The organism is Streptomyces sp. NPDC021115 (assembly GCF_044333065.1).
GTDB lineage: Bacteria > Actinomycetota > Actinomycetes > Streptomycetales > Streptomycetaceae > Streptomyces.
On sequence record NZ_JBIRQF010000005.1, the window covers coordinates 372,925 to 390,565 of the forward strand.

Sequence of the window (17,641 nt, forward strand, 5' to 3'; positions counted from 1 at the left end):
ATGCCGGTCAACCCCACCCTCGGTGTGCTGCTGATGGTGCTGCTGACGGTGGCAGCGGGGGTCGCCTACTGGTTTCGGCTGTCTCCCGACGACGCGGCCAACCGTCCCCGGGAGATCGTCGTCGCGGGCGTGCGTGCGGCGGCGCAGCTCGCCGGTGTGTCCCTGGTCATCACCTGGGCTGCCACCAACGCGGCGGGCCTGGCGGCGTTCCTGATCGTGATGTTCGGTGTCGCCGTGCGTACGGCGGGGCGACGGCTGACCAGAAACCGCACCTGGTGGCTGACCGCCGCGCCGATCGCCGCCGGCGTCGTCCCCACGGTGGCCGCGCTGCTCCTGACGGGACTGGTGCCCCTGAAGGGCATCGCGCTCATCCCCATCAGCGGCATCCTCATCGGCGGCGCCATGACGGTGACGGTGCTCGCGGGGCGACGAGCCCTCGACGAGCTGGAACGCCGCCACGGCGAGGTCGAGGCGGCGATGGCGCTGGGCCTCCTCGACCGGGACGCCCGCATGGAGATCGCGCGTCCGGCCGCGTCCGACGCGCTGCTGCCGGGGCTGGACCAGACGCGCACGGTCGGACTGGTGACGCTTCCCGGGGCGTTCGTGGGTGTGCTCCTGGGCGGGGCGAGCCCGCTCATGGCCGGGGCGGTGCAGCTGTTCGTCCTGATCGCGCTGATGGCGGTGCAGGCCATCGCCGTCGCCGTGACCGTCGAACTCATCGCTCGGCGCCGGCTGTTCCGTTCTTGACGGCCTCCGCGATCTTCAGTGCGACCTCGGCGGGCGTGAGGTGCGTGGTGTCGACGACCTCGGCCTCGCCGTGCAGCCATGTGTGGGCCGCCTCGGCGTAGGGCTCGAGGTATCTGAGACGGAACGGTGAGTCGGGGCCGAGGACGGTGTCCCCCGCGATGCGCGCGCGGAGGGTGTCCTGGTCGGCGTGGAGGACGAAGTGCCGTACCGGAATGTCATGGCGGGCGAGGCCCGCGCTGATCTCGCGCCAGTACTGCTCGACCAGGACGGTCATGGGCATCACCAGCGTGCCGCCGGTGTAGTCGAGTACGCGGCGCGCGGTCTCGACCACGAGTGGCCGCCACGGCGGCCAGTGCTGGAAGTTGTCCGTCTCGGGCAGCCCCGGCGTGATGTCCATGAGCGTCTCGCCGACCTTCTCGGCGTCGAACACCCGTGAATCCGGGATCAGCTGCTGCACGAGTGCGCTGGTCGTTGTCTTGCCCGCGCCGTGGGTGCCGTTGAGCCATACGATCACGGGCCCCACGTTAGCGCTGTGCGGGCGGCGCGGCCGGGGCCCACACGCCCATCCACTGTGCGGCGCCCCACGCCTCGAACCGTCGCACCTCGGTGAACCCCAGCTTCGCCGCGAGGCGCATCGAGCGGTCGTTGGCGGTCTGGGTGCAGAGCACCACCGGCTCGCCGGGACGCGCGTCGGCGAACCAGCCGAGCGCCGCCGCGCACGCCTCGGCGGCGTACCCGCGCCCCCACGCCCCGGGCAGGAGCAGATAGCCCAGCTCGGCCTCCCCGGCATCCGGCCGGACATGACTCCGACGCTCCGCGTCGCGCCGGTTGAGCTCGATGGTGCCGATCATCGCTCCGTCGAGCTCGATCACGAAGAGTCCGGGGCGCCTCTCGGGCGTCTCGGGCAGCGTGCGCTCCAACTCCTCACGCGTTCGATGGCCGCCCATGTAGGCGCCCACCTCCGGCGAGGCGAACAGCTCGATGAACGCCGCACGATCCCGGGCCTCGGACTCGCGGAGCAAGAGCCGCTCGGTCTTGATCGGCGCGGGTGGCCAGGCGATGGATCCTAAGTCACTCATGGCGGGGAACCTATCCCACGCCCGCCGGGCAGCACGCGGCGTGATCTCCAGGGAGGCGTCTGTTCGACCTGGGTAGCATGCCGCAGCGTGGCGGATATCCATGAGGTTCTCCTTACGGCCGAACTTCCAGCTGACCTGACAGAAGCCGAGATGGCCGAGCTTCGCTGGCACCTCGGGCATGGCGCGCGCCCGGAGCAGTTCACGATCGTGGTGGATGGCTGGCCGGTCGTGGCCGTGGACGAGGAGGGCGAGCCCCTGCCCGAAGGCCAGTGGGAGATCGACCGGTACCCGCTGCTGGCAGAGCGCGGGCCCGCGGATCCGAGGATCGGCGGGGTGGTCTTCTCCGAACTGGCCCGCCGCGACGGACCGACTGACCACGGCTGGGCCCTGTCCTCGCGCCAGGTTCTCCACAGCGACGATCTCACCTTGCTGGAACAGTTGCTGACGTGGTTGCGGAGGCGGGCGGTTGGGCGCGGGGGAGGGCCGGTCTGCGTCAGTTGCCACTCCCGCTTCTACGAGGACGATCCCGTTCTCAAGCCGATGCTGCTCGACGAGCTGGGGATCGGCGAATGAGCCCCATCAGGCGCTGATGGCGGGCCCGGACGAGCACCCGTCCTGACCCGAGCGGGTCGGGGCGGACGCTCGTCCTGAACCTCAGCGGGCCTCGCCGACGACCTGCCGGGTCATCGCGGCCGCGCTGCCCAAGTACGCGGCGGGGTCGCAGAGTTCAGCTATCCGCCGCGGGCCGATCCGCTCGACGAGGTCGCGGTGGCCGAGGAGCTCCGACTCCAGGGTGGTCCTGGCCTCGATGGCGGTGCGGCATGCCTCGTACACGATCTCGTGTGCGTTCTGCCGACCGAGTACGGGCGCGACCTCCATCATCACGGCCTCGGCGACGATGAGGCCGCCGGTGAGGGCGGTGTTCTCGCGCATCCGCTCGACGTCGACCTCGAGCCCCGACAGCATGAACTCCGCCTGGTGCAGTGAGCTCGACAGCAGCAGGAACGACTCCGGTACGGCGGCCCACTCCAGGTGCCAGGGGCCGGTGGCCCGTTCGAAGTCCTGCATCATCGCGTCGAACATCGAGGACGCCTTGTCCCGCAGCAGCTTGGCCGCGGCGACCATCAGCTCGCTGGAGATCGGGTTGCGCTTCTGCGGCATGGTCGAGCTGGCGCCCCGTCCCGGGACGAACGGCTCGGCCAGCTCGCCGAATTCGGAGGAGCACATCATCGTCACGTCCCAGGCGATCTTGCCCAGCGAGCCGCCGATGGCGGCGAACAGGGAGACCAGCTCCACCAGCCCGTCCCGGGCGACGTGCCAGGTGATCGCGGGGTCGCGGAGCCCCAGTTCGGCGGCGAGGACGGCCCTGGTCTCCAGGCCCTCCGGACCTTCGCCCAGCGAGGCGAGCGTGCCGGCCGCCCCGCCGAACTGCACCATGAGGGCGCGGTCACGGGCCTGTGCCAGCCGCTCGGCGTGCCGGTCCAGCGCGGAGAGCCATACGGCGCACCGGAAGCCGAAGGTGACCGGCAGGGCGTGCTGGAGGTGGGTGCGGCCGGCGGTGACGGTGTCGACGTGTTCCTCGGCGAGCCTCTTCAGGGCGCGGCGTACGCCGTCGAGCTGGGTCTGGAGGAGGGCCGTGCCCCGCTGGCACTGGAGCATCACGGCGGTGTCCATGATGTCCTGCGTGGTGGCGCCCCAGTGCAGATAGCCGCCCGAGGCGCCGCACTGGTCGGCGACCTGCTTGACGATCGGCAGGACCGGATAGCCGACGATCTCCGTCTCGGTGCGCAGCCGCTCCAGGTCGAGCCCGTCGAAGCGCGCCTTGGCGGTGATCTCCTCGGCGGCCTCCGGCGGGATGACGCCGGTCTTCGCCTGGGCGCGGGCGAGCGCGGTCTCGGTGTCGATGACGCGTTCGACGTACGCGGTGTCGCTGAAGACGTCGCGCATGGCGGGTGTGCCGAACATGTCGCGGAACAGGAAGGAGTCGAAGACGGTGCTGCTGCTCATGGGATGTCTCACTTCGCGGAGAGGGAGGCGGGGGCGGGGAGGGTGTCGTCTTCGACACCGTCGTGTTCGGCGTCCTCGCGTTCGGCTGTGGCGAGGAACGCCTTGGGGTCGGCGAGCGCCCGCTCGACCCGTGCCGTGTCCATCTCCTTGCTCCACTTGGCCAGGACGAAGGTGGCGACGACGTTGCCGAAGGTGTTGCAGAAGGCGGTGGCCATCGACATGAAGCGGTAGACGCCGAACAGGACCGCGGCGCCCTCGATGGGCAGATCGCCGGTGGCCGCCACGGTCGACGCGAAGACGACGAAGGTTCCGCCGGACACCGTGGCGGCGCCCTTCGAGGTGAGCAGCATGATCAGCAGCAGGGCGAACTGTTCCGACAGGTCCATCGGCATCCCGTACGCGTTGGCCACGAAGACGGTGCAGAGGGACATGTAGAGGGAGGTGCCGTCCAGGTTGAAGGCGTACCCGGTGGGGACGACGAGCCCGACGGACTGCTTCGAACACCCCACTCGGGTCAGCTTCTTGAGCAGGCCAGGCAGCGCCGCCTCGGAGGACGCGGTACCGAGGACGAGGGCCATCTCGACGCGGACGTACCTGAGGATGCGCAGGACGTTGAATCCGGCGCCCGCGCAGATCAGACCCAGTACGCCGAAGACGAAGACGGCGACGACCAGCCAGTACTCGAGGACGAGTTCGGCCAGGGCCAGCAGCATGGCGCCGCCGTTGGTGCCGACGGAGTAGGCGATGGCGCCGAAGGCGCCGATCGGGGCGAGCTTCATGACGACGTTGACGAAGCCGAAGAAGCCCTCGGAGACGAGCTCCAGACCGCCGTTGATCCGCTCCCGCGTCCGGGTCGGGAGCGAGAGGAGTCCGGCGCCGAAGATCACCGCCAGGACCACGACCTGGAGCAGCTGACCGGAGCTGAACGCACCGACGAAGTTGTCCGGCACGATGTCCTTGAGGAAGGCGGTGAAGCCGTGCTCCCCGCCCCCGGCGGACGGCGCGTCGTTCTGGCCGGGGTTCAGCGAACCGGCGCCCTTGCCCACCTCGAAGACGTTGGCGGCCAGCAGGCCGAGCAGGAGGGCGACGGTCGAGACGACCTCGAAGTAGATCAGCGCCAGGAACCCGATCCGGCTCGCCTTCTTCAGATCGCCCGCGGACGCGATGCCCATGACGACGGTGAAGAACACCAGTGGCGCGACGCCCGCCTTGATCAGCGCGAGGAACAGATCGCCCACGATCTTCAGCTGGGCCGCGGCGTCCGGGAACGCGAACCCGACGGCCACGCCGAGGGCCATGGCGATGAGGACCTGGGCCCCCAGCCCCCGGTACCAGGGCTTGCGCGCCGCTGGTGGCGACGGGGTGGCTCCGGCGTGCTGCTGAGATCTCATGCGCCGCTCCTTGTCTAGACATGTGATGTGTCTAGACAAACTTGGGGTGTGTTCGGGGATCTGTCAATACCTTCGGCGGGACCGCCTCAGCGGCGTTCGAGCACGGTTTCGTAGACGAAACGGTCTCCGGCGTGCGTGCTGACCGCGACCTCGAAGAGCGCACCCGACTCGTCGTAGTACCGGCGGGTGAGCTCCATCCCCAGGCCGCCCGGCTGCTCACCCAGCGCGGCGGCCGCCTCGGGGCTGAGCAGCGTCGCCCGTACCCGCTGGACGACACGCTTCACGGCCCGGCCGGTACGGGCCAGGATCAGGTCGGAGATCAGCGGGGTGCTCATGCCCAGGTCACCGGCGATCGCCTTGGCGTCCTCGGGGGAGACGTAGACCCTCGCCCACGACAGCGCCTCGTCGGCGTGGTCCGGGTCCTGCCTGGTCGAGGTGATGCACACCTGCCGGGAGCCGACCGGCAGCCCGGTGGTCCCGGCCAGCGCCTCGTCGACCGTGACCGGGTCCACCGACAGGACGTGGCGTACGGCGGTCCGGCCGTACTGCGCCAACTCCTCGACGCTGCCCAGCTGTGCCGCGAACGCGGTGACCGGCGTCGAGCGTTCCACGCGGGTGCCGGTGCCCTTCCGCCGCGAGATCAGCCCCAGCGACTCCACCCGCCGCAACGCCCGCCGCAGCGTCTCCCGCGACACGCCGTACTCCGCCGCCAGCTCGGGCTCGGTGGGCAGCAGATCGCCCACCGCCCACCTGCCAACGGCGATCCGGCGCACGAGATCCTCGGAGATCGTGGCGTAACGCGGCTCGGCCACGGGGTCTCCTCGCTGCTCGCGGTTTCCGTCCGGTGGGAAAATCCTAGATCACCGCCCGGACCGCCCCACCCGAACATCGTCGCCACCGCCCACCCGTTTACCGCCGAGATGCGGCGACGACGACTCACAATGCGGCGGCGCGCCCGCGGACCAGGAGGTTTTGCGTACCCACGCCGATCGCCAGGTAGGCGTACAACGACGCGGTCCCCAGCGATCCGGTCGTGGTCGAGTGGTCGATCCACAGGGCCAGCCCGATGTGCATGGCCACCGAGGCGATCCACAGTCCGGTCGTCGCCGCCGTTCCCTTGCGCAGCACCTCACCCTGGGGCCCACGCCATACGTGTACGGTCCGGGCCCTGGCCACACCGAAGCCGGCCGCGACGGCAAAGCTGGCTGTCAGAAGGGCAACGGGCGCCGTGGTCAACGGATGGTGCTTGTCGGCCGAGGCGATGCCGAGGGTGAGCCCTGATATGCCCAGAACGCCGAGGACTACCGGTGCGATCAGCGAACCATTGCGCCGCACCGGACGGGTGTGCAGCTGCCGCCATACCACGAGGCCGACGATCGCCACGGCTAAGGCGGGGGCTGTCCCGTCATCTGCGTTCTGCATGTTTCCCCCTTTGGGACTGCGGTTCCGAGGCAGTCGTCCAGCATTATGCCGGGGCGTCCGCGGGGGCTGGGCTATCGGGTGCTGGCGGCTTCCAGGAGGAGGTGGAGGTCGTGGGTGGCTTCGGCGATGGACAGGGCCGCGGTCGTGAGGACCGCGGCGGTCGCGGTGGCGAGGAGGGGGTGGCGGCCGAAGGGGGGTGCGAGGAGGGCGGCGACGCGGCGGGGCACGGGGCCGGCGGCTGTGAGGGGACTGCGGCGGCCGAGGATGGCCAGCGAGGCGCCCGGGGTGCGGGCGGGGGTGTGGTGGGCGGCGAGGGCGGCCTTGCCGACGGTGCGGGCGACCCGCTCGCGGTCGCCCGTGGCGGTGGCCGCGTTCTCGTCGGCCCATCGTTCGATGGTGTACGTCACGGCCGTGGCGAGGGGGCGCAGCAGGGGGTTGGCGGCGGCGCCGAGCTGGGTCAGGGCGACGAAGGCGTAGTGGTGGGCCGCCAGGTGGGCGCGCTCGTGGGCGAGCAGGATGTGGCGCTCGGTCTCGTCCAGGGTGCGCAGCATGCCGGTGGAGACGACGACGCGGCCGGGCAGGCCGGGGATCGCGAAGGCGTCGGGGGCCTCGTCCTCGACCACGACCAGGTCGTCCTCGGTGGGCATGCAGGCCGCTTCCAGGGCGGCGGCGGCCAGGGTGCGGGCGCGCTGCCAGAGCATGCGGGCGGCCGTGAGGACGGCGGCACCGAGCAGCAGTCCGGCGCACAGGGCGACGGACAGCTCGGCGGGGTCGTCGCGCTGCGCGATGTGTGCCGACCAGTGGCCGAGGCCGGCCACCTCGGGGAAGCGGATCAGGCCGGTGACGGCCAGCAGTCCGAGCGCGATGGTGGTCGCCGCGCTCAGGACGAGGGCGGAGACGGTGAGCAGCCAGGTCGCCAGGCGCGGCTCGCACCGCTCCGACAGGGGGCGCGCCCCGAGCGGGGCGAGCAGGGAGAGCAGCAGGGGGACGTAGACGGCGATGCGCATCCGGGCGGGCCCCTTCCTACTGGTCGGGGTCGAGCAGCTGGCGCAGCAGGTCCGCGTCGTCGGTGGACAGGCCGTCGGCGAAGCGGGCGAGGACGTCCTGGCGGTCGGACCGCTCTTCCAGGACGGAGCGCATGCGGCGGGCGGCGAAGCCGGGGTCGTCGGTCACGGGGGCGTAGGCATGGGCCCGGCCGCGCGGGGTGCGGGTGAGCAGCTGCTTGGTGTGCATGCGGGTGAGGATCGTCAACACGCTGTTGTAGGCCAGCCCGCTGCCGAGGCGCTCGGTGACCTCGCGGGGGGTCAGCGCGCCGTCGGCCCGCTGGAGCAGTTCGAGGATCTCGGCCTCGCGTGCACCGTTGGGCCGTTTTGGGCCGTGTCCAGGCGTCCGGATGCCCATGGGTTTGGCGTCCCTTCCCTCATCTCCTACACTCGTGTAGGACTCCTACACCGGTGTAAAAGCCGCTGTTGCCCAAGTGTGCCATGCGCTCGTACCCGGGCAGAACGCTGCCCCGGGGCGGCGCACGGTCGGAAAGGACCCCGCGGTGCCTTTGGTTCTCCCTCCACGAACCGCTGAGCCGACCCCCGGGAGGGCCGAGTGAAGATCACCTTCCTGCTCCACAACGTGTACGCGATCGGCGGCACGATCCGCACCACGCTCAATCTCGCCGCCGCGCTCGCCGACCGGCACGAGGTGACCGTCGTGTCGATGCTGCGCCACCGCGCCGGCCCGCGGTTCGCCATCGACCCGCGGGTGACCGTGGTGCCCCTGGTCGACATACGCACGGACACCGCCGACACGGCCGACCCGCTGCTGCGCCAGCCCGCCGAGGTCTTCCCCACCGCCGAGAAGCGGTACAAGCAGTACAGCCGCCTCACCGACGAGCGGGCGCGGGAGTACCTGCGGAGCTGCGACGCGGACGTGATCATCGGCACCCGGCCGGGCCTCAACGTCTACCTGGCCCGCTTCGCCCCGCACCGGGCGCTGCGCATCGCCCAGGAACACCTCACCCACGACATGCACACCAAGAAACTGCGCGCCCAGCTCACCCGCTGGTACCGCGACCTGGACGCCGTGGTGACCACGACCGAGGCCGACGCGGCCGTCTACCGGGCGAAGATGCGGCTGCCGGGCGTGCGGATGCTGGCCGTCCCCAACAGCGTGCCCGACCCGGGGCTGCCGCCCGCCGACGACCGCGCCCACATCATCGCCGCGGCCGGACGGCTGGTGCCCGCCAAACGGTTCGACCTGCTCATCGAGGCGTTCACCGATGTCGTCGCCAAGCACCCCGACTGGTCGCTGCGCATCTACGGCGCGGGCGCCGACAAGGAACGGCTCCGGAAACTGATCGAGGAGCAGGGCGTGGCCGACCGGGCGGAGCTGATGGGGGCGGTGTCCCCGATCGAGGCCGAGTTCGCGAAGGTGTCGATCGTCGCCTCCGCCTCCGACGCGGAATCCTTCGGCATGACCCTGGTGGAGGCGATGCGCTGCGGCACACCGGTGGTCGCCACCGCCTGCCCGCTCGGCCCCGCCGAGATCATCGACGACGGCGTGGACGGCCGCCTGGTCCCGACGGGCGACCGGCAGGCGCTGACCGCCGCGCTGTGCGACCTGATAGCCGACGAGCCGGGCCGCCACCGCATGGGCGAGGCCGCCCGCGCCGCGGCCCGCCGCTTCGATCCGGCCCATGTCGCCCTCGCCTACGAGGAGTTGTTCAGCGACCTCGCCGCCACCCGTTTCTCCCGCGGCTGGCAGCGCCGCAGGGCCTCCTGGCGCGGTCGCGCGGGCCGGGCCCTGCGACGCCTGCGCCACTGACCCCCCCCGTCCCACCGGGCGCGGCCGCACCGCGCCGTGCCATTCCTCCCAGAAACGGATCCAGATGAGCGCCATCACCATCGGCCAGGCGGCCGTCCTCGGCATCGTCGAAGGCATCACGGAGTTCCTCCCCGTCTCCTCCACCGGCCACCTGAAGATCACCGAAGGGCTGATGGGCATCCGGGTCGACGACGCCTCCGTGGTGGGCTTCACGGCCGTCATCCAGGTCGGGGCGATCGCGGCGGTGCTGGTGTACTTCTTCAAGGACATCGTGCGGATCGTCTCCGCCTGGGGCCGTGGCCTGGTCGACCGCGAGCAGCGGCACCACCACGACTACAAGTTCGCCTGGTGGGTCCTGTGCGCCACCGTCCCGATCGTGATCGTGGGCCTGGCCGCCAAACCGCTCATCGAGGGCCCGCTCGCCTCCCTGTGGGTGGTCGCCGGTTCCCTCGTCGCGGGGTCCGGTGTGATGTGGGTGGCCGACCAGATGGGCCGCCACAAACGCGGCGAGGACGACACGAGCTTCAAGGACGCCATGCTGGTCGGCTGCTCGCAGATCCTCGCGCTGCTCTTCCCCGGCTTCTCCCGCTCCGGCGCCACCATGTCCACCGCGCTCCTCCTCGACCTGGACCGGGTGGCCGCCACCCGCCTGTCCTTCTTCCTCGGCATCCCGGCGCTCACCGGCGCGGGCCTGTACGAGTTGAAGGACGCCGTCGGCGCCGGGGTCGGCGCCGCACCCCTCGTGGTGGGCACCGCCGTCTCGTTCGTGGTCGCCTACGCCTCGATCGCCTGGCTGCTGAGGTTCGTCGCCAAGCACACCTTCAACGCCTTCGTCATCTACCGCATCGCCGTCGGCCTGCTGCTGTTCGGCCTGCTGGGCACCGGAGCGCTCACCGCGTGAGCGTGCGCCGCAAGATCCTGATCGTCGAGGACGACCACGCCCTGCGTGATGTGCTCCGCCGCGGCCTGTACGACGAGGACTTCGACCCCGTCCCGGCCGCCGACGGCGCCACCGCGCTGCGCCTGGCCACCGCCGCGATCGCGGCGGTCGTCCTGGACATCGGCCTGCCCGACGCGGACGGGCGGGACGTGTGCCAGGCCATGCGCGCGGGCGGGTTCCACGCCCCGGTCGTCTTCCTGACCGCACGGCACCACCTCACCGACCGGCTGTCCGGCTTCTCCGCCGGGGGTGACGACTACCTGCCGAAACCGTTCCACATCGCCGAGCTCGCCGCCCGGCTGCGCGCGGCGCTCAAACGGGCCGCTTCCCCACCCGCCGCCATGGCCGGGGACCTGGCCCTGGACGCGGTCCGGCACAGCGCGACCGTGCGCGGCACCCGGGTCGCCCTGTCGCCGACGGAGTTCCGGCTGCTGGCCACGCTCGCCGCCGCGCACGGCGACCTCGTGCCCCGCCGCGCCCTGGTCAGGGCGGGCTGGCCCGAAGGCGGGCAGGTCAGTGACAACACCCTGGACCAGTATCTGACCCGGCTGCGCCGCAAGCTGCGCGAGGCGGGCAGCGGTCTGACCATCGCCACCGCGCGCGGGATCGGACACCGCCTGTCATGAAACCCTCGCCGCACCGGCCGCTGCTGCGCCGCCTGGCTCCCCGTACGTTGCGCGGACGCCTCTCCCTCGTCGCGCTGACCACCGCCGCGCTGCTCATCACCGTGCTGACCGTCGTGTTCAACAACGTGGTGGGGCAACGCCTGCGACACCAGGCGGACGACGAACTGCGGGCCCGGGCGGCCGCCGTCGCCACGACCGTCGACGTCAGCGGCCCACGGGTGCGTGTCCTGGAGACCGCCCACGACCAACTGCTGGACACGAACGTGTGGATCTACGCCGGGAACCGCCTGCTGGAGAAGCCGCCCTCCACCTCGGACAACAGCCCTCCCACCCGCACCGCGGGACGGATCGCCGCGCGGGGGACGCCCGACTGCGCGACCGTCAGCGCCGATGGACACCGGCCCGTCCGCTTGTGCGCCCGGCCCGTACCCGGCGGCGACGCCACCGCCACCGTCGTGACGGCCCTCGACCTCACCCCGTACCGGAGTTCGGCCGACACCCTGCTGCTGGGCTCGCTGATACTGGACGCGGTGATGCTGGTATGCGCCTACGTGCTGACACGTCTCGCGGTCGGCCGGGCCCTGCGCCCCGTGCGGACGATGACCGATCAGGCCACCCAGTGGAGCGCGGTGGCCTCCGACGACCGCTTCAGCACCGCGGGAGGCCCCGCCGAACTTACCCGTCTCGGCACCTCACTGGACGCGCTGCTGGACCGCATAAGGGCCGTGCTGCGTCATGAGCAGCAGCTGACCGGAGAGCTGTCCCACGAGCTGCGCACCCCGCTCGCCCGGATCATCGCCGAGCTCGACTGGTGGCGGGCCCGGCCCCGTTCGGCCGCCGAGACCCGCGCCACTCACGAGGTGATCGACCAGGCCGCCCAGTCCATGCGTGTCATCTGCGACACGCTCCTGCGCGACGCCCGTGACAACCCCGCCGACGCCTCGACGGCCGCCGGTACGGCCGATGTCGTGCCCGTGCTGCGCCGCATGGCCGAGCAACTGGACACCCCGGCGCGGGTGCGAGCCGTGGTGGCGGCCGGGGACACGCGGCTGGAGGCCGGGGTGACACCGGCCTTCCTCGAACGCGTCGTCAGCCCGCTGCTCGCCAACGCCGGCCGCTACGCCCGTTCCGCCGTCACCCTCTCCGGGCGGCGCGTGCCCGGTGCCGTGGCGATCGACATCACCGACGACGGCCCGGGCGTACCCGAGGCGTTCACCGGTGAGCTGTTCCAGCCGGGGCGCCGCGCCGACCCCGGCGACGGCCACCACGGAGCGGGCCTGGGACTCCCGCTCGCGCGCCGTCTGGCCCGCTCCGTGGGCGGCGAGGTGTCCTACGACGCCGCGTACGCGCCCGGGGCGCGCTTCACCGTCACCCTGCCCGCTGGCTGACCGTCTCCCGCTCCGCACTCCGCGGGTCCGAGGTGCGGCGCTCCTGCACGTGGGCGTGGGCCATCAACCCGAACAGGACGGCCAGCAGGACCGCCGACGAGCCCGCCGTGCCCAGGTCGAGGCCACCTTTGGCGACCGGCTTGGTGAGGAAGTCACCCGCGGTGGCGCCGAGCGGCCGGGTGAGGACGAAGGCGATCCAGAACAGCAGCACGTTCGGCACCGCGGGGGCCTTCATCAGCGCGAGGAGGACGGCCAGCGCCCCGATGACCAGGAGCGCGCCGCCCGCGTAGCCCAGACCGGAGCTGTCGGACAGGAAGTCACCCATCGACGTGCCGAGCGTGTTGGAGACGAGGATGGCCGACCAGAACAGCGCCTCACCCCGGAAGGTGACGATGTCCCGGATCTGGAACGTCATCCCGCTCACCTTCCACGCCAGGAAGATCGCCAGCAGGATCGAGATCAGGATCGCCGCGCCGACCGGATAGCCCAGGCCGAGCCCCTGCGGGCCCCAGCCGAGTGACGTGGCGCCGCCCGAGAGGTAGGCGGCGCTGGCGTCACGGTTCATGAAGTCGGACATGGTCGTGCCGGCCATGCTGGTCGACAGGATCACGGTCCAGTAGAAGAAGGGGTGGTAGCGGTTGGACCTGAGCTGGACCACCAGGGTCACCACGAAGACCAGGAACAGCGCGATCGTGGTCAGGAAGTAGCCGAGCTTCAGGGTCTGCGCGAAGAGGTCCCCGGCCGTCTCGCCGAGGGTCGTCGCGGCGATCTTCATGACCCAGAAGGCCAGGGTGACTTCGGGCAGTTTCTTCATCACCGACCCGCTCGTACTGGCGACGTCGAGGTCGGTGAGGACTTCTGGCTTCCCCAATGTCACGTGCTCCCTCTTGATCGGGGACAGGGCGCCCGGGCCGAAGGGCCCGGGCGCCCATGGGATGGACCGGCCGCGCGCGGCCGCGACGTACGACTGTGTCAGCGGCAGCCTGAACGCATCCTGAACACCCGCTTGGGGATTGACGGGGCCTCAGGCCCTCTGCCGAGCGGCAAGCTCCGGTTCGGTGACGTCCTTGCGCGTCACCGCCAGGAACACGACCAGGCCGAGAATGACCGCCAGGAACAGCACACTGGTCACGACCGTGCCCAGCCCGAGACCGCCGCCCCCGGTCGGCTGGGAGAGGTAATCGCCGACGGAGGCGCCGAGCGGGCGGGTGAGGATGTACGCGATCCAGAAGCTCCACACCGCGTCGAGACCGAGGGCGAAGCGGGCGACCGCGACCGCGGCGATGGCCAGGGCGAACAGCACCGCGGACAGCCAGTACCCGAGGCTCATCCGCTCGGAGACCAGGTCACCGGCCGCCGTTCCCAGGGCGAAGGTGAACAGCACCGCCAGCCAGTAGAAGGACTCGCGGCTCGGGCTGTCGACGCTGTGGATGGACAGCGTGCGCTCCCGCCGGTACCAGGCGACGAACACGAGCGCCAGGACGATCGCGAACACCGTCGTACTCACCTCGAGCGGCACGCCCATGTTGTCCGTGAGGTTGTCGCTGACCAGCGTCCCGACCACGCTGATCAGCGCGACGGCCAGCCAGTACACCCCCGCGCGGTAGGCGCGGGTCCGGAACTGCACCACCAGCACCACGGCCAGCAGCGCGCTCATCAGCGCGGACACGCCCGTCAGGCCGAGCCCGGCCTTCTCGTTCAGCAGGTCGGCCGCGGTCTCACCGACCGTCGTGCACAGCACCTTGATGACCCAGAAGTAGACGGTTACTTCGGGCACCTTGTTCCAGCGCGGCCGGTGACGCGACCGTGCGGTCTCGGAAGTCCGGGAGATTTCAGATGTCTCGGATGTCTCGGAGGTCATGGGCCCGAACCTGCCATCGAGTACCTGAACGCATCCTGATCGCCCGCGCGGGACAACAGTCCCTTACGTCTTCGTGAAGGGAAAGTGGATTCAATCGATTCCGGCCTCAAGGCTTGACGTCGCGGTAGCGGCGCGCGAAGGGGCAATGGCTGATTCGGTGCTCCGATAGATGCCGGAAATGCCGCAACCCGGACACCGCCCCGTCCGGCGTGCAACCCGAAGTAACGCTCTCCGTCGCCCGGCGGCAAGCCCTTGCTGCCGTCATGAGGTGAAGCTATTCAGCGAAACGGATCAAGACAATCGATGTCGTTTACATCGATGTCACTTGAAGTGACTCGCGTGATATCGCTCCGTAAGCAAGGATGGTTGCTGTACGGAGCCATTCAGCGGCATGCCGATTCGTGGGGTATCGATGAGTGAAAACGAAATGCTGGTCACTTCGATACAGGGGGGCGTGGACTTAACGTACGCAGCCCTGGCGCTGGAGGCGGCGAAGGAGGGTGCCAGGGCAATTGATGAACACGCGGCGGGATTTCTCCAGACGATCGCCAGCAAGGGAGCCCGCTACGACCTCGTGACGCGCGCCGACAAGGAAGCGGAGCGCGCCATCATCGACCATCTCTCGGATCGAAGTCCGAGCGACGGAATCCTCGCCGAGGAGACCGGGGCGCGGGAGGGGACCTCCGGGCTGCGTTGGGTGATCGACCCCATCGACGGGACCACGAACTTCGTGCACGGGCGACGCGACTTCGCCGTCTCGGTCGGCCTCGAGTCACGCGACGGGATCTTTGCGGGTGCCGTGGTCCGGCCTGCTCACGGAGACTGGGCCGCCGCCGAGGGCGGCCGGATCTACGCCAGTGCCGAGTACCCGATGTCCGTCTCCTCGGTCAAGGTGGACGAGGCCCTGGTCGCGGTCGGCCTGTGCCATGACGCCACCGCGCGGGCGTTCACCCTGCGGCAGATCGTGCCGGTCCTGGTCTCGCACGTCCAGGACTGGCGCTGGGTGGGGTCCGCCGCCTGTGACCTCTTCTCGGTGGCCGACGGCTCGCTCGACGGCTACGTCGGAATCAATCTCAGCATCTGGGACATCGCGGCTGGAATAGCTCTCGTGAGGGCTGCCGGAGGCCAATGTGAAACCGTTCGAGCGGGGCAGGTCGACGCCTTTCTCGCCGGTTCCCCCGAAGTCGTCAGCGGGTTGAAGCGCGCACTCGCCGGCCTGTGAACTCCAGGGAAACAGACCAGAAAGGAAGTCCCGTGGTGCAGTTGCTCAACGAGATCAGCTCCCCGAAAGACCTGCACGGCCTGTCCGAGGGGGAATTAGAACGCCTGGCCTCCGAGGTGCGCACCTTCCTCATCGAGCAGGTCTCACAGACCGGCGGTCACCTGGGCCCCAATCTCGGCGTGGTGGAACTCACCCTGGCGCTGCACCGGGTGTTCGATTCCCCCACGGACTCCATCGTCTGGGACACCGGACACCAGTCCTACGTCCATAAGATTGTCACAGGACGTCGGGACAGGTTTTCCACCCTCCGTAAGAAGGGCGGCCTGTCGGGCTACCCGTCGCGGGCCGAATCCGCGCATGACCTGGTCGAGAATTCCCACGCCTCCACGGCCCTCGCCTACGCCGACGGGTTGTCCAAGGCGTACGCCGTGCGCGGCGAGGTCGACCGGTGCGCGGTGGCGGTCATCGGAGACGGCGCTCTGACGGGCGGAATGGCGTGGGAGGCTCTGAACAACATCGCGACGGCGGGCAGCTCCAGGCCCCTGGTGATCGTCGTCAATGACAACGGCCGCTCCTACTCGCCCACGGTCGGAGGGCTGGCCAGGCACCTCTCGGCGCTGCGGACCCTGCCGGCGTACGAGCGGTTCCTGGCGGCCGGTAGGGAAGCCCTCGAACGCACGCCCGTCGTGGGCAATCCGGTCTACGAGACCCTGCACGGTGTCAAACAGGGACTCAAGGACATCGTGGCACCGCAAGCGCTCTTCGAGGATCTCGGCATCAAGTACGTCGGGCCGGTGGACGGTCACGACATCGCCGAGCTGGAGAACTCCCTGCGTCTCGCCAAGGGGTTCGGAAGTCCCGTCATCGTCCACTGCATCACGGAGAAGGGGCGCGGATACAGCCCTGCCGAACGAGACGAGGCCGAACGGTTCCACGCCGTGGGAAGGATCGACTCCCGTACCGGCGAGGCGTCTTCGGCGGGCTCCCCGAGCTGGACCTCCGTCTTCTCCGCGGAAATCGCCGAGATCGGCGAGGAGAACCCGAAGGTCGCAGCCATCACGGCGGCCATGCAAGGGCCGGTCGGACTGGATGAGTTCGGCAAGCGCCACCCCGACCGGTTCTTCGACGTCGGTATCGCGGAACAGCACGCGGTCACCTCGGCGGCCGGCATGGCGATGGCCGGCCTGCACCCCGTCGTCGCCGTGTACTCGACGTTCCTGAACCGGGCCTTCGACCAGCTCCTCATGGACGTTGCCCTGCACCGGTGCGGTGTGACGTTCGTACTGGACCGAGCCGGTATCACCGGCAGTGACGGTGCCAGCCACAACGGCATGTGGGACCTGTCCCTGCTCAACATGGTTCCCGGGCTGCGCGTGGCCGTCCCCCGGGACGCCGACACGCTGCGCGAGGAGCTTCGCGAGGCCGTCGACGTCACGGACGCGCCGACGGCCCTGCGTTTCCCCAAGGGAGCGGTCGAGTCCGCCGTACCCGCGCTCGAACGCAGGCACGGCGTCGACGTGCTGCACGAGTCCGGGCAGCGCGACGTACTGATCGTCGGGGTGGGCGCCATGGCAGGCGCGTGCGTGCGGGTGGCGCACCGGCTCTCCGACGACGGGGTCGGCGCCACGGTGATCGACCCGAGGTGGGTCAAGCCGGTCCCGGAGGGGCTCGTCCGCCTGGCCCGCGGCTACCGTCACATCGTCACCGTGGAGGACAGCGGACGCATGGGAGGCGTGGGCGTAGCCGTGACACAGGCACTGTCCGATGCCGGTGTCACCGCTCCGGTCCACGTGATGGGCATTCCTCAACAGTTCCTCGACCACGGATCACGTGGTGAACTCCTCGCGGAACTGGAACTCACCGAGGACGCCCTGCACAAGTCGATCCACGCCAGTGTCGACCGCGCCCTGGGTGAGAACGGGGCCTTCCACCAAGGAGCGGGAACCGCGGGCCTGGCGGTGGCGATGACCGACCACGCCTGAACAGGACCCCTTCGGGGCTCGTCCGTCCCCGCTCGGCATGAGACCGTCTGGGGGTGTCGGAGATGACGAGTGGGTTGCGGGCGGCGCTGGCCGGGGCTTCGTCCCCCTCGTGGTCGCGACGTGCCCGTGCCGGGCGTGACCTCGCTTCCTTCGCCGAGG

18 protein-coding genes are annotated in these 17,641 nt (G+C 70.4%); 8 read left to right on the forward strand and 10 right to left on the reverse strand.

Translation table 11 applies throughout. The annotated features are described in order from the left end of the window. The gene (locus ACH4TL_RS19240; RefSeq protein WP_398316045.1) at positions 1–747 is read left to right on the forward strand and encodes an ABC transporter permease; all 747 of its coding nucleotides are present in this window, start codon (positions 1–3) and stop codon (positions 745–747) included. On the opposite strand, the gene ACH4TL_RS19245 is transcribed toward ACH4TL_RS19240, so the two are convergent. Both ACH4TL_RS19245 and ACH4TL_RS19250 read right to left on the reverse strand, forming a co-directional pair. Beyond that, positions 716–1,261 (reverse strand): AAA family ATPase, encoded by a 546-nt coding sequence (locus tag ACH4TL_RS19245; protein ID WP_398315565.1) that lies wholly within the window; start codon positions 1,259–1,261, stop codon positions 716–718. The genes ACH4TL_RS19240 and ACH4TL_RS19245 overlap by 32 nt on opposite strands. A gap of 10 nt (positions 1,262–1,271) precedes the next feature. After that, positions 1,272–1,826, reverse strand: a complete 555-nt coding sequence (locus ACH4TL_RS19250; protein ID WP_398315567.1) for a GNAT family N-acetyltransferase — start codon at positions 1,824–1,826, stop codon at positions 1,272–1,274. Between the two features lie 87 nt (positions 1,827–1,913). Between ACH4TL_RS19250 and ACH4TL_RS19255 the strand changes: the two genes are divergently transcribed. After that, complete coding sequence (locus ACH4TL_RS19255; protein WP_398315569.1) at positions 1,914–2,399, forward strand: hypothetical protein; 486 nt, start codon at positions 1,914–1,916, stop codon at positions 2,397–2,399. 81 nt (positions 2,400–2,480) lie between these two features. On the opposite strand, the gene ACH4TL_RS19260 is transcribed toward ACH4TL_RS19255, so the two are convergent. The 6 genes from ACH4TL_RS19260 to ACH4TL_RS19285 form a co-directional block, all read right to left on the reverse strand. Further along, a complete protein-coding gene (locus tag ACH4TL_RS19260; RefSeq protein ID WP_398315571.1) occupies positions 2,481–3,833 on the reverse strand; it encodes an adenylosuccinate lyase family protein in 1,353 nt (450 codons plus the stop codon). 8 nt (positions 3,834–3,841) lie between these two features. After that, complete coding sequence (locus tag ACH4TL_RS19265) at positions 3,842–5,224, reverse strand: cation:dicarboxylate symporter family transporter (protein ID WP_398315573.1); 1,383 nt, start codon at positions 5,222–5,224, stop codon at positions 3,842–3,844. 86 nt (positions 5,225–5,310) lie between these two features. After that, positions 5,311–6,036: a GntR family transcriptional regulator gene (locus ACH4TL_RS19270; protein ID WP_398315575.1), complete on the reverse strand. Its 726-nt coding sequence runs from the start codon at positions 6,034–6,036 to the stop codon at positions 5,311–5,313. 124 nt (positions 6,037–6,160) lie between these two features. Further along, positions 6,161–6,646: a hypothetical protein gene (locus ACH4TL_RS19275; RefSeq protein ID WP_398315577.1), complete on the reverse strand. Its 486-nt coding sequence runs from the start codon at positions 6,644–6,646 to the stop codon at positions 6,161–6,163. Between the two features lie 71 nt (positions 6,647–6,717). Next, complete coding sequence (locus ACH4TL_RS19280; protein ID WP_398315579.1) at positions 6,718–7,653, reverse strand: M56 family metallopeptidase; 936 nt, start codon at positions 7,651–7,653, stop codon at positions 6,718–6,720. A gap of 16 nt (positions 7,654–7,669) precedes the next feature. Beyond that, complete coding sequence (locus ACH4TL_RS19285; protein ID WP_398315581.1) at positions 7,670–8,047, reverse strand: BlaI/MecI/CopY family transcriptional regulator; 378 nt, start codon at positions 8,045–8,047, stop codon at positions 7,670–7,672. A 198-nt stretch (positions 8,048–8,245) separates the two neighbouring features. On the opposite strand from ACH4TL_RS19285, the gene ACH4TL_RS19290 reads away from it, so the two are divergent. The 4 genes from ACH4TL_RS19290 to ACH4TL_RS19305 all read left to right on the forward strand — a co-directional run bounded on the left by ACH4TL_RS19290 (position 8,246) and on the right by ACH4TL_RS19305 (position 12,417). After that, positions 8,246–9,463 carry a glycosyltransferase family 4 protein gene (locus tag ACH4TL_RS19290; protein WP_398315583.1) on the forward strand — a complete coding sequence of 406 codons (1,218 nt, stop codon included), beginning with the start codon at positions 8,246–8,248 and terminating at the stop codon, positions 9,461–9,463. Positions 9,464–9,527: 64 nt separating this feature from the next. Beyond that, positions 9,528–10,364, forward strand: coding sequence for an undecaprenyl-diphosphate phosphatase (locus ACH4TL_RS19295; RefSeq protein ID WP_398315585.1), 837 nt, complete (start codon positions 9,528–9,530; stop codon positions 10,362–10,364). A gap of 2 nt (positions 10,365–10,366) precedes the next feature. Continuing rightward, positions 10,367–11,029 carry a response regulator transcription factor gene (locus tag ACH4TL_RS19300; protein WP_398316047.1) on the forward strand — a complete coding sequence of 221 codons (663 nt, stop codon included), beginning with the start codon at positions 10,367–10,369 and terminating at the stop codon, positions 11,027–11,029. After that, positions 11,026–12,417, forward strand: a complete 1,392-nt coding sequence (locus tag ACH4TL_RS19305; RefSeq protein WP_398315587.1) for a sensor histidine kinase — start codon at positions 11,026–11,028, stop codon at positions 12,415–12,417. The genes ACH4TL_RS19300 and ACH4TL_RS19305 overlap by 4 nt, the downstream gene beginning before the upstream one ends. On the opposite strand, the gene ACH4TL_RS19310 is transcribed toward ACH4TL_RS19305, so the two are convergent. Together ACH4TL_RS19310 and ACH4TL_RS19315 are read right to left on the reverse strand one after the other, a co-directional pair. After that, on the reverse strand, positions 12,398–13,288 hold the full coding sequence (locus ACH4TL_RS19310; protein WP_398315589.1) for a hypothetical protein: 891 nt from the start codon (positions 13,286–13,288) through the stop codon (positions 12,398–12,400). The genes ACH4TL_RS19305 and ACH4TL_RS19310 overlap by 20 nt on opposite strands. Before the next feature lie 153 nt (positions 13,289–13,441). Then, positions 13,442–14,278, reverse strand: coding sequence for a hypothetical protein (locus tag ACH4TL_RS19315; protein WP_398315591.1), 837 nt, complete (start codon positions 14,276–14,278; stop codon positions 13,442–13,444). Positions 14,279–14,690: 412 nt separating this feature from the next. On the opposite strand from ACH4TL_RS19315, the gene ACH4TL_RS19320 reads away from it, so the two are divergent. Together ACH4TL_RS19320 and dxs are read left to right on the forward strand one after the other, a co-directional pair. After that, positions 14,691–15,500 (forward strand): inositol monophosphatase family protein, encoded by an 810-nt coding sequence (locus ACH4TL_RS19320; RefSeq protein WP_398425283.1) that lies wholly within the window; start codon positions 14,691–14,693, stop codon positions 15,498–15,500. A gap of 35 nt (positions 15,501–15,535) precedes the next feature. Next, complete coding sequence (gene dxs, locus ACH4TL_RS19325; RefSeq protein ID WP_398316049.1) at positions 15,536–17,482, forward strand: 1-deoxy-D-xylulose-5-phosphate synthase; 1,947 nt, start codon at positions 15,536–15,538, stop codon at positions 17,480–17,482. The last annotated feature ends 159 nt before the right edge of the window (positions 17,483–17,641 follow it).

What these genes read in the sequence shown, in the direction of transcription:
- ACH4TL_RS19315 (WP_398315591.1), bottom strand. Translation starts at nt 14,278, where the DNA reads ATGACCTCCGAGACATCCGAGACATCTGAAATCTCCCGGACTTCCGAG.
- ACH4TL_RS19260 (WP_398315571.1), bottom strand. Translation starts at nt 3,833, where the DNA reads ATGAGCAGCAGCACCGTCTTCGACTCCTTCCTGTTCCGCGACATGTTC.
- ACH4TL_RS19275 (WP_398315577.1), bottom strand. Translation starts at nt 6,646, where the DNA reads ATGCAGAACGCAGATGACGGGACAGCCCCCGCCTTAGCCGTGGCGATC.
- ACH4TL_RS19320 (WP_398425283.1), top strand. Translation starts at nt 14,691, where the DNA reads ATGAGTGAAAACGAAATGCTGGTCACTTCGATACAGGGGGGCGTGGAC.
- ACH4TL_RS19295 (WP_398315585.1), top strand. Translation starts at nt 9,528, where the DNA reads ATGAGCGCCATCACCATCGGCCAGGCGGCCGTCCTCGGCATCGTCGAA.
- ACH4TL_RS19240 (WP_398316045.1), top strand. Translation starts at nt 1, where the DNA reads ATGCCGGTCAACCCCACCCTCGGTGTGCTGCTGATGGTGCTGCTGACG.
- ACH4TL_RS19305 (WP_398315587.1), top strand. Translation starts at nt 11,026, where the DNA reads ATGAAACCCTCGCCGCACCGGCCGCTGCTGCGCCGCCTGGCTCCCCGT.
- ACH4TL_RS19265 (WP_398315573.1), bottom strand. Translation starts at nt 5,224, where the DNA reads ATGAGATCTCAGCAGCACGCCGGAGCCACCCCGTCGCCACCAGCGGCG.
- ACH4TL_RS19285 (WP_398315581.1), bottom strand. Translation starts at nt 8,047, where the DNA reads ATGGGCATCCGGACGCCTGGACACGGCCCAAAACGGCCCAACGGTGCA.
- ACH4TL_RS19280 (WP_398315579.1), bottom strand. Translation starts at nt 7,653, where the DNA reads ATGCGCATCGCCGTCTACGTCCCCCTGCTGCTCTCCCTGCTCGCCCCG.
- ACH4TL_RS19250 (WP_398315567.1), bottom strand. Translation starts at nt 1,826, where the DNA reads ATGAGTGACTTAGGATCCATCGCCTGGCCACCCGCGCCGATCAAGACC.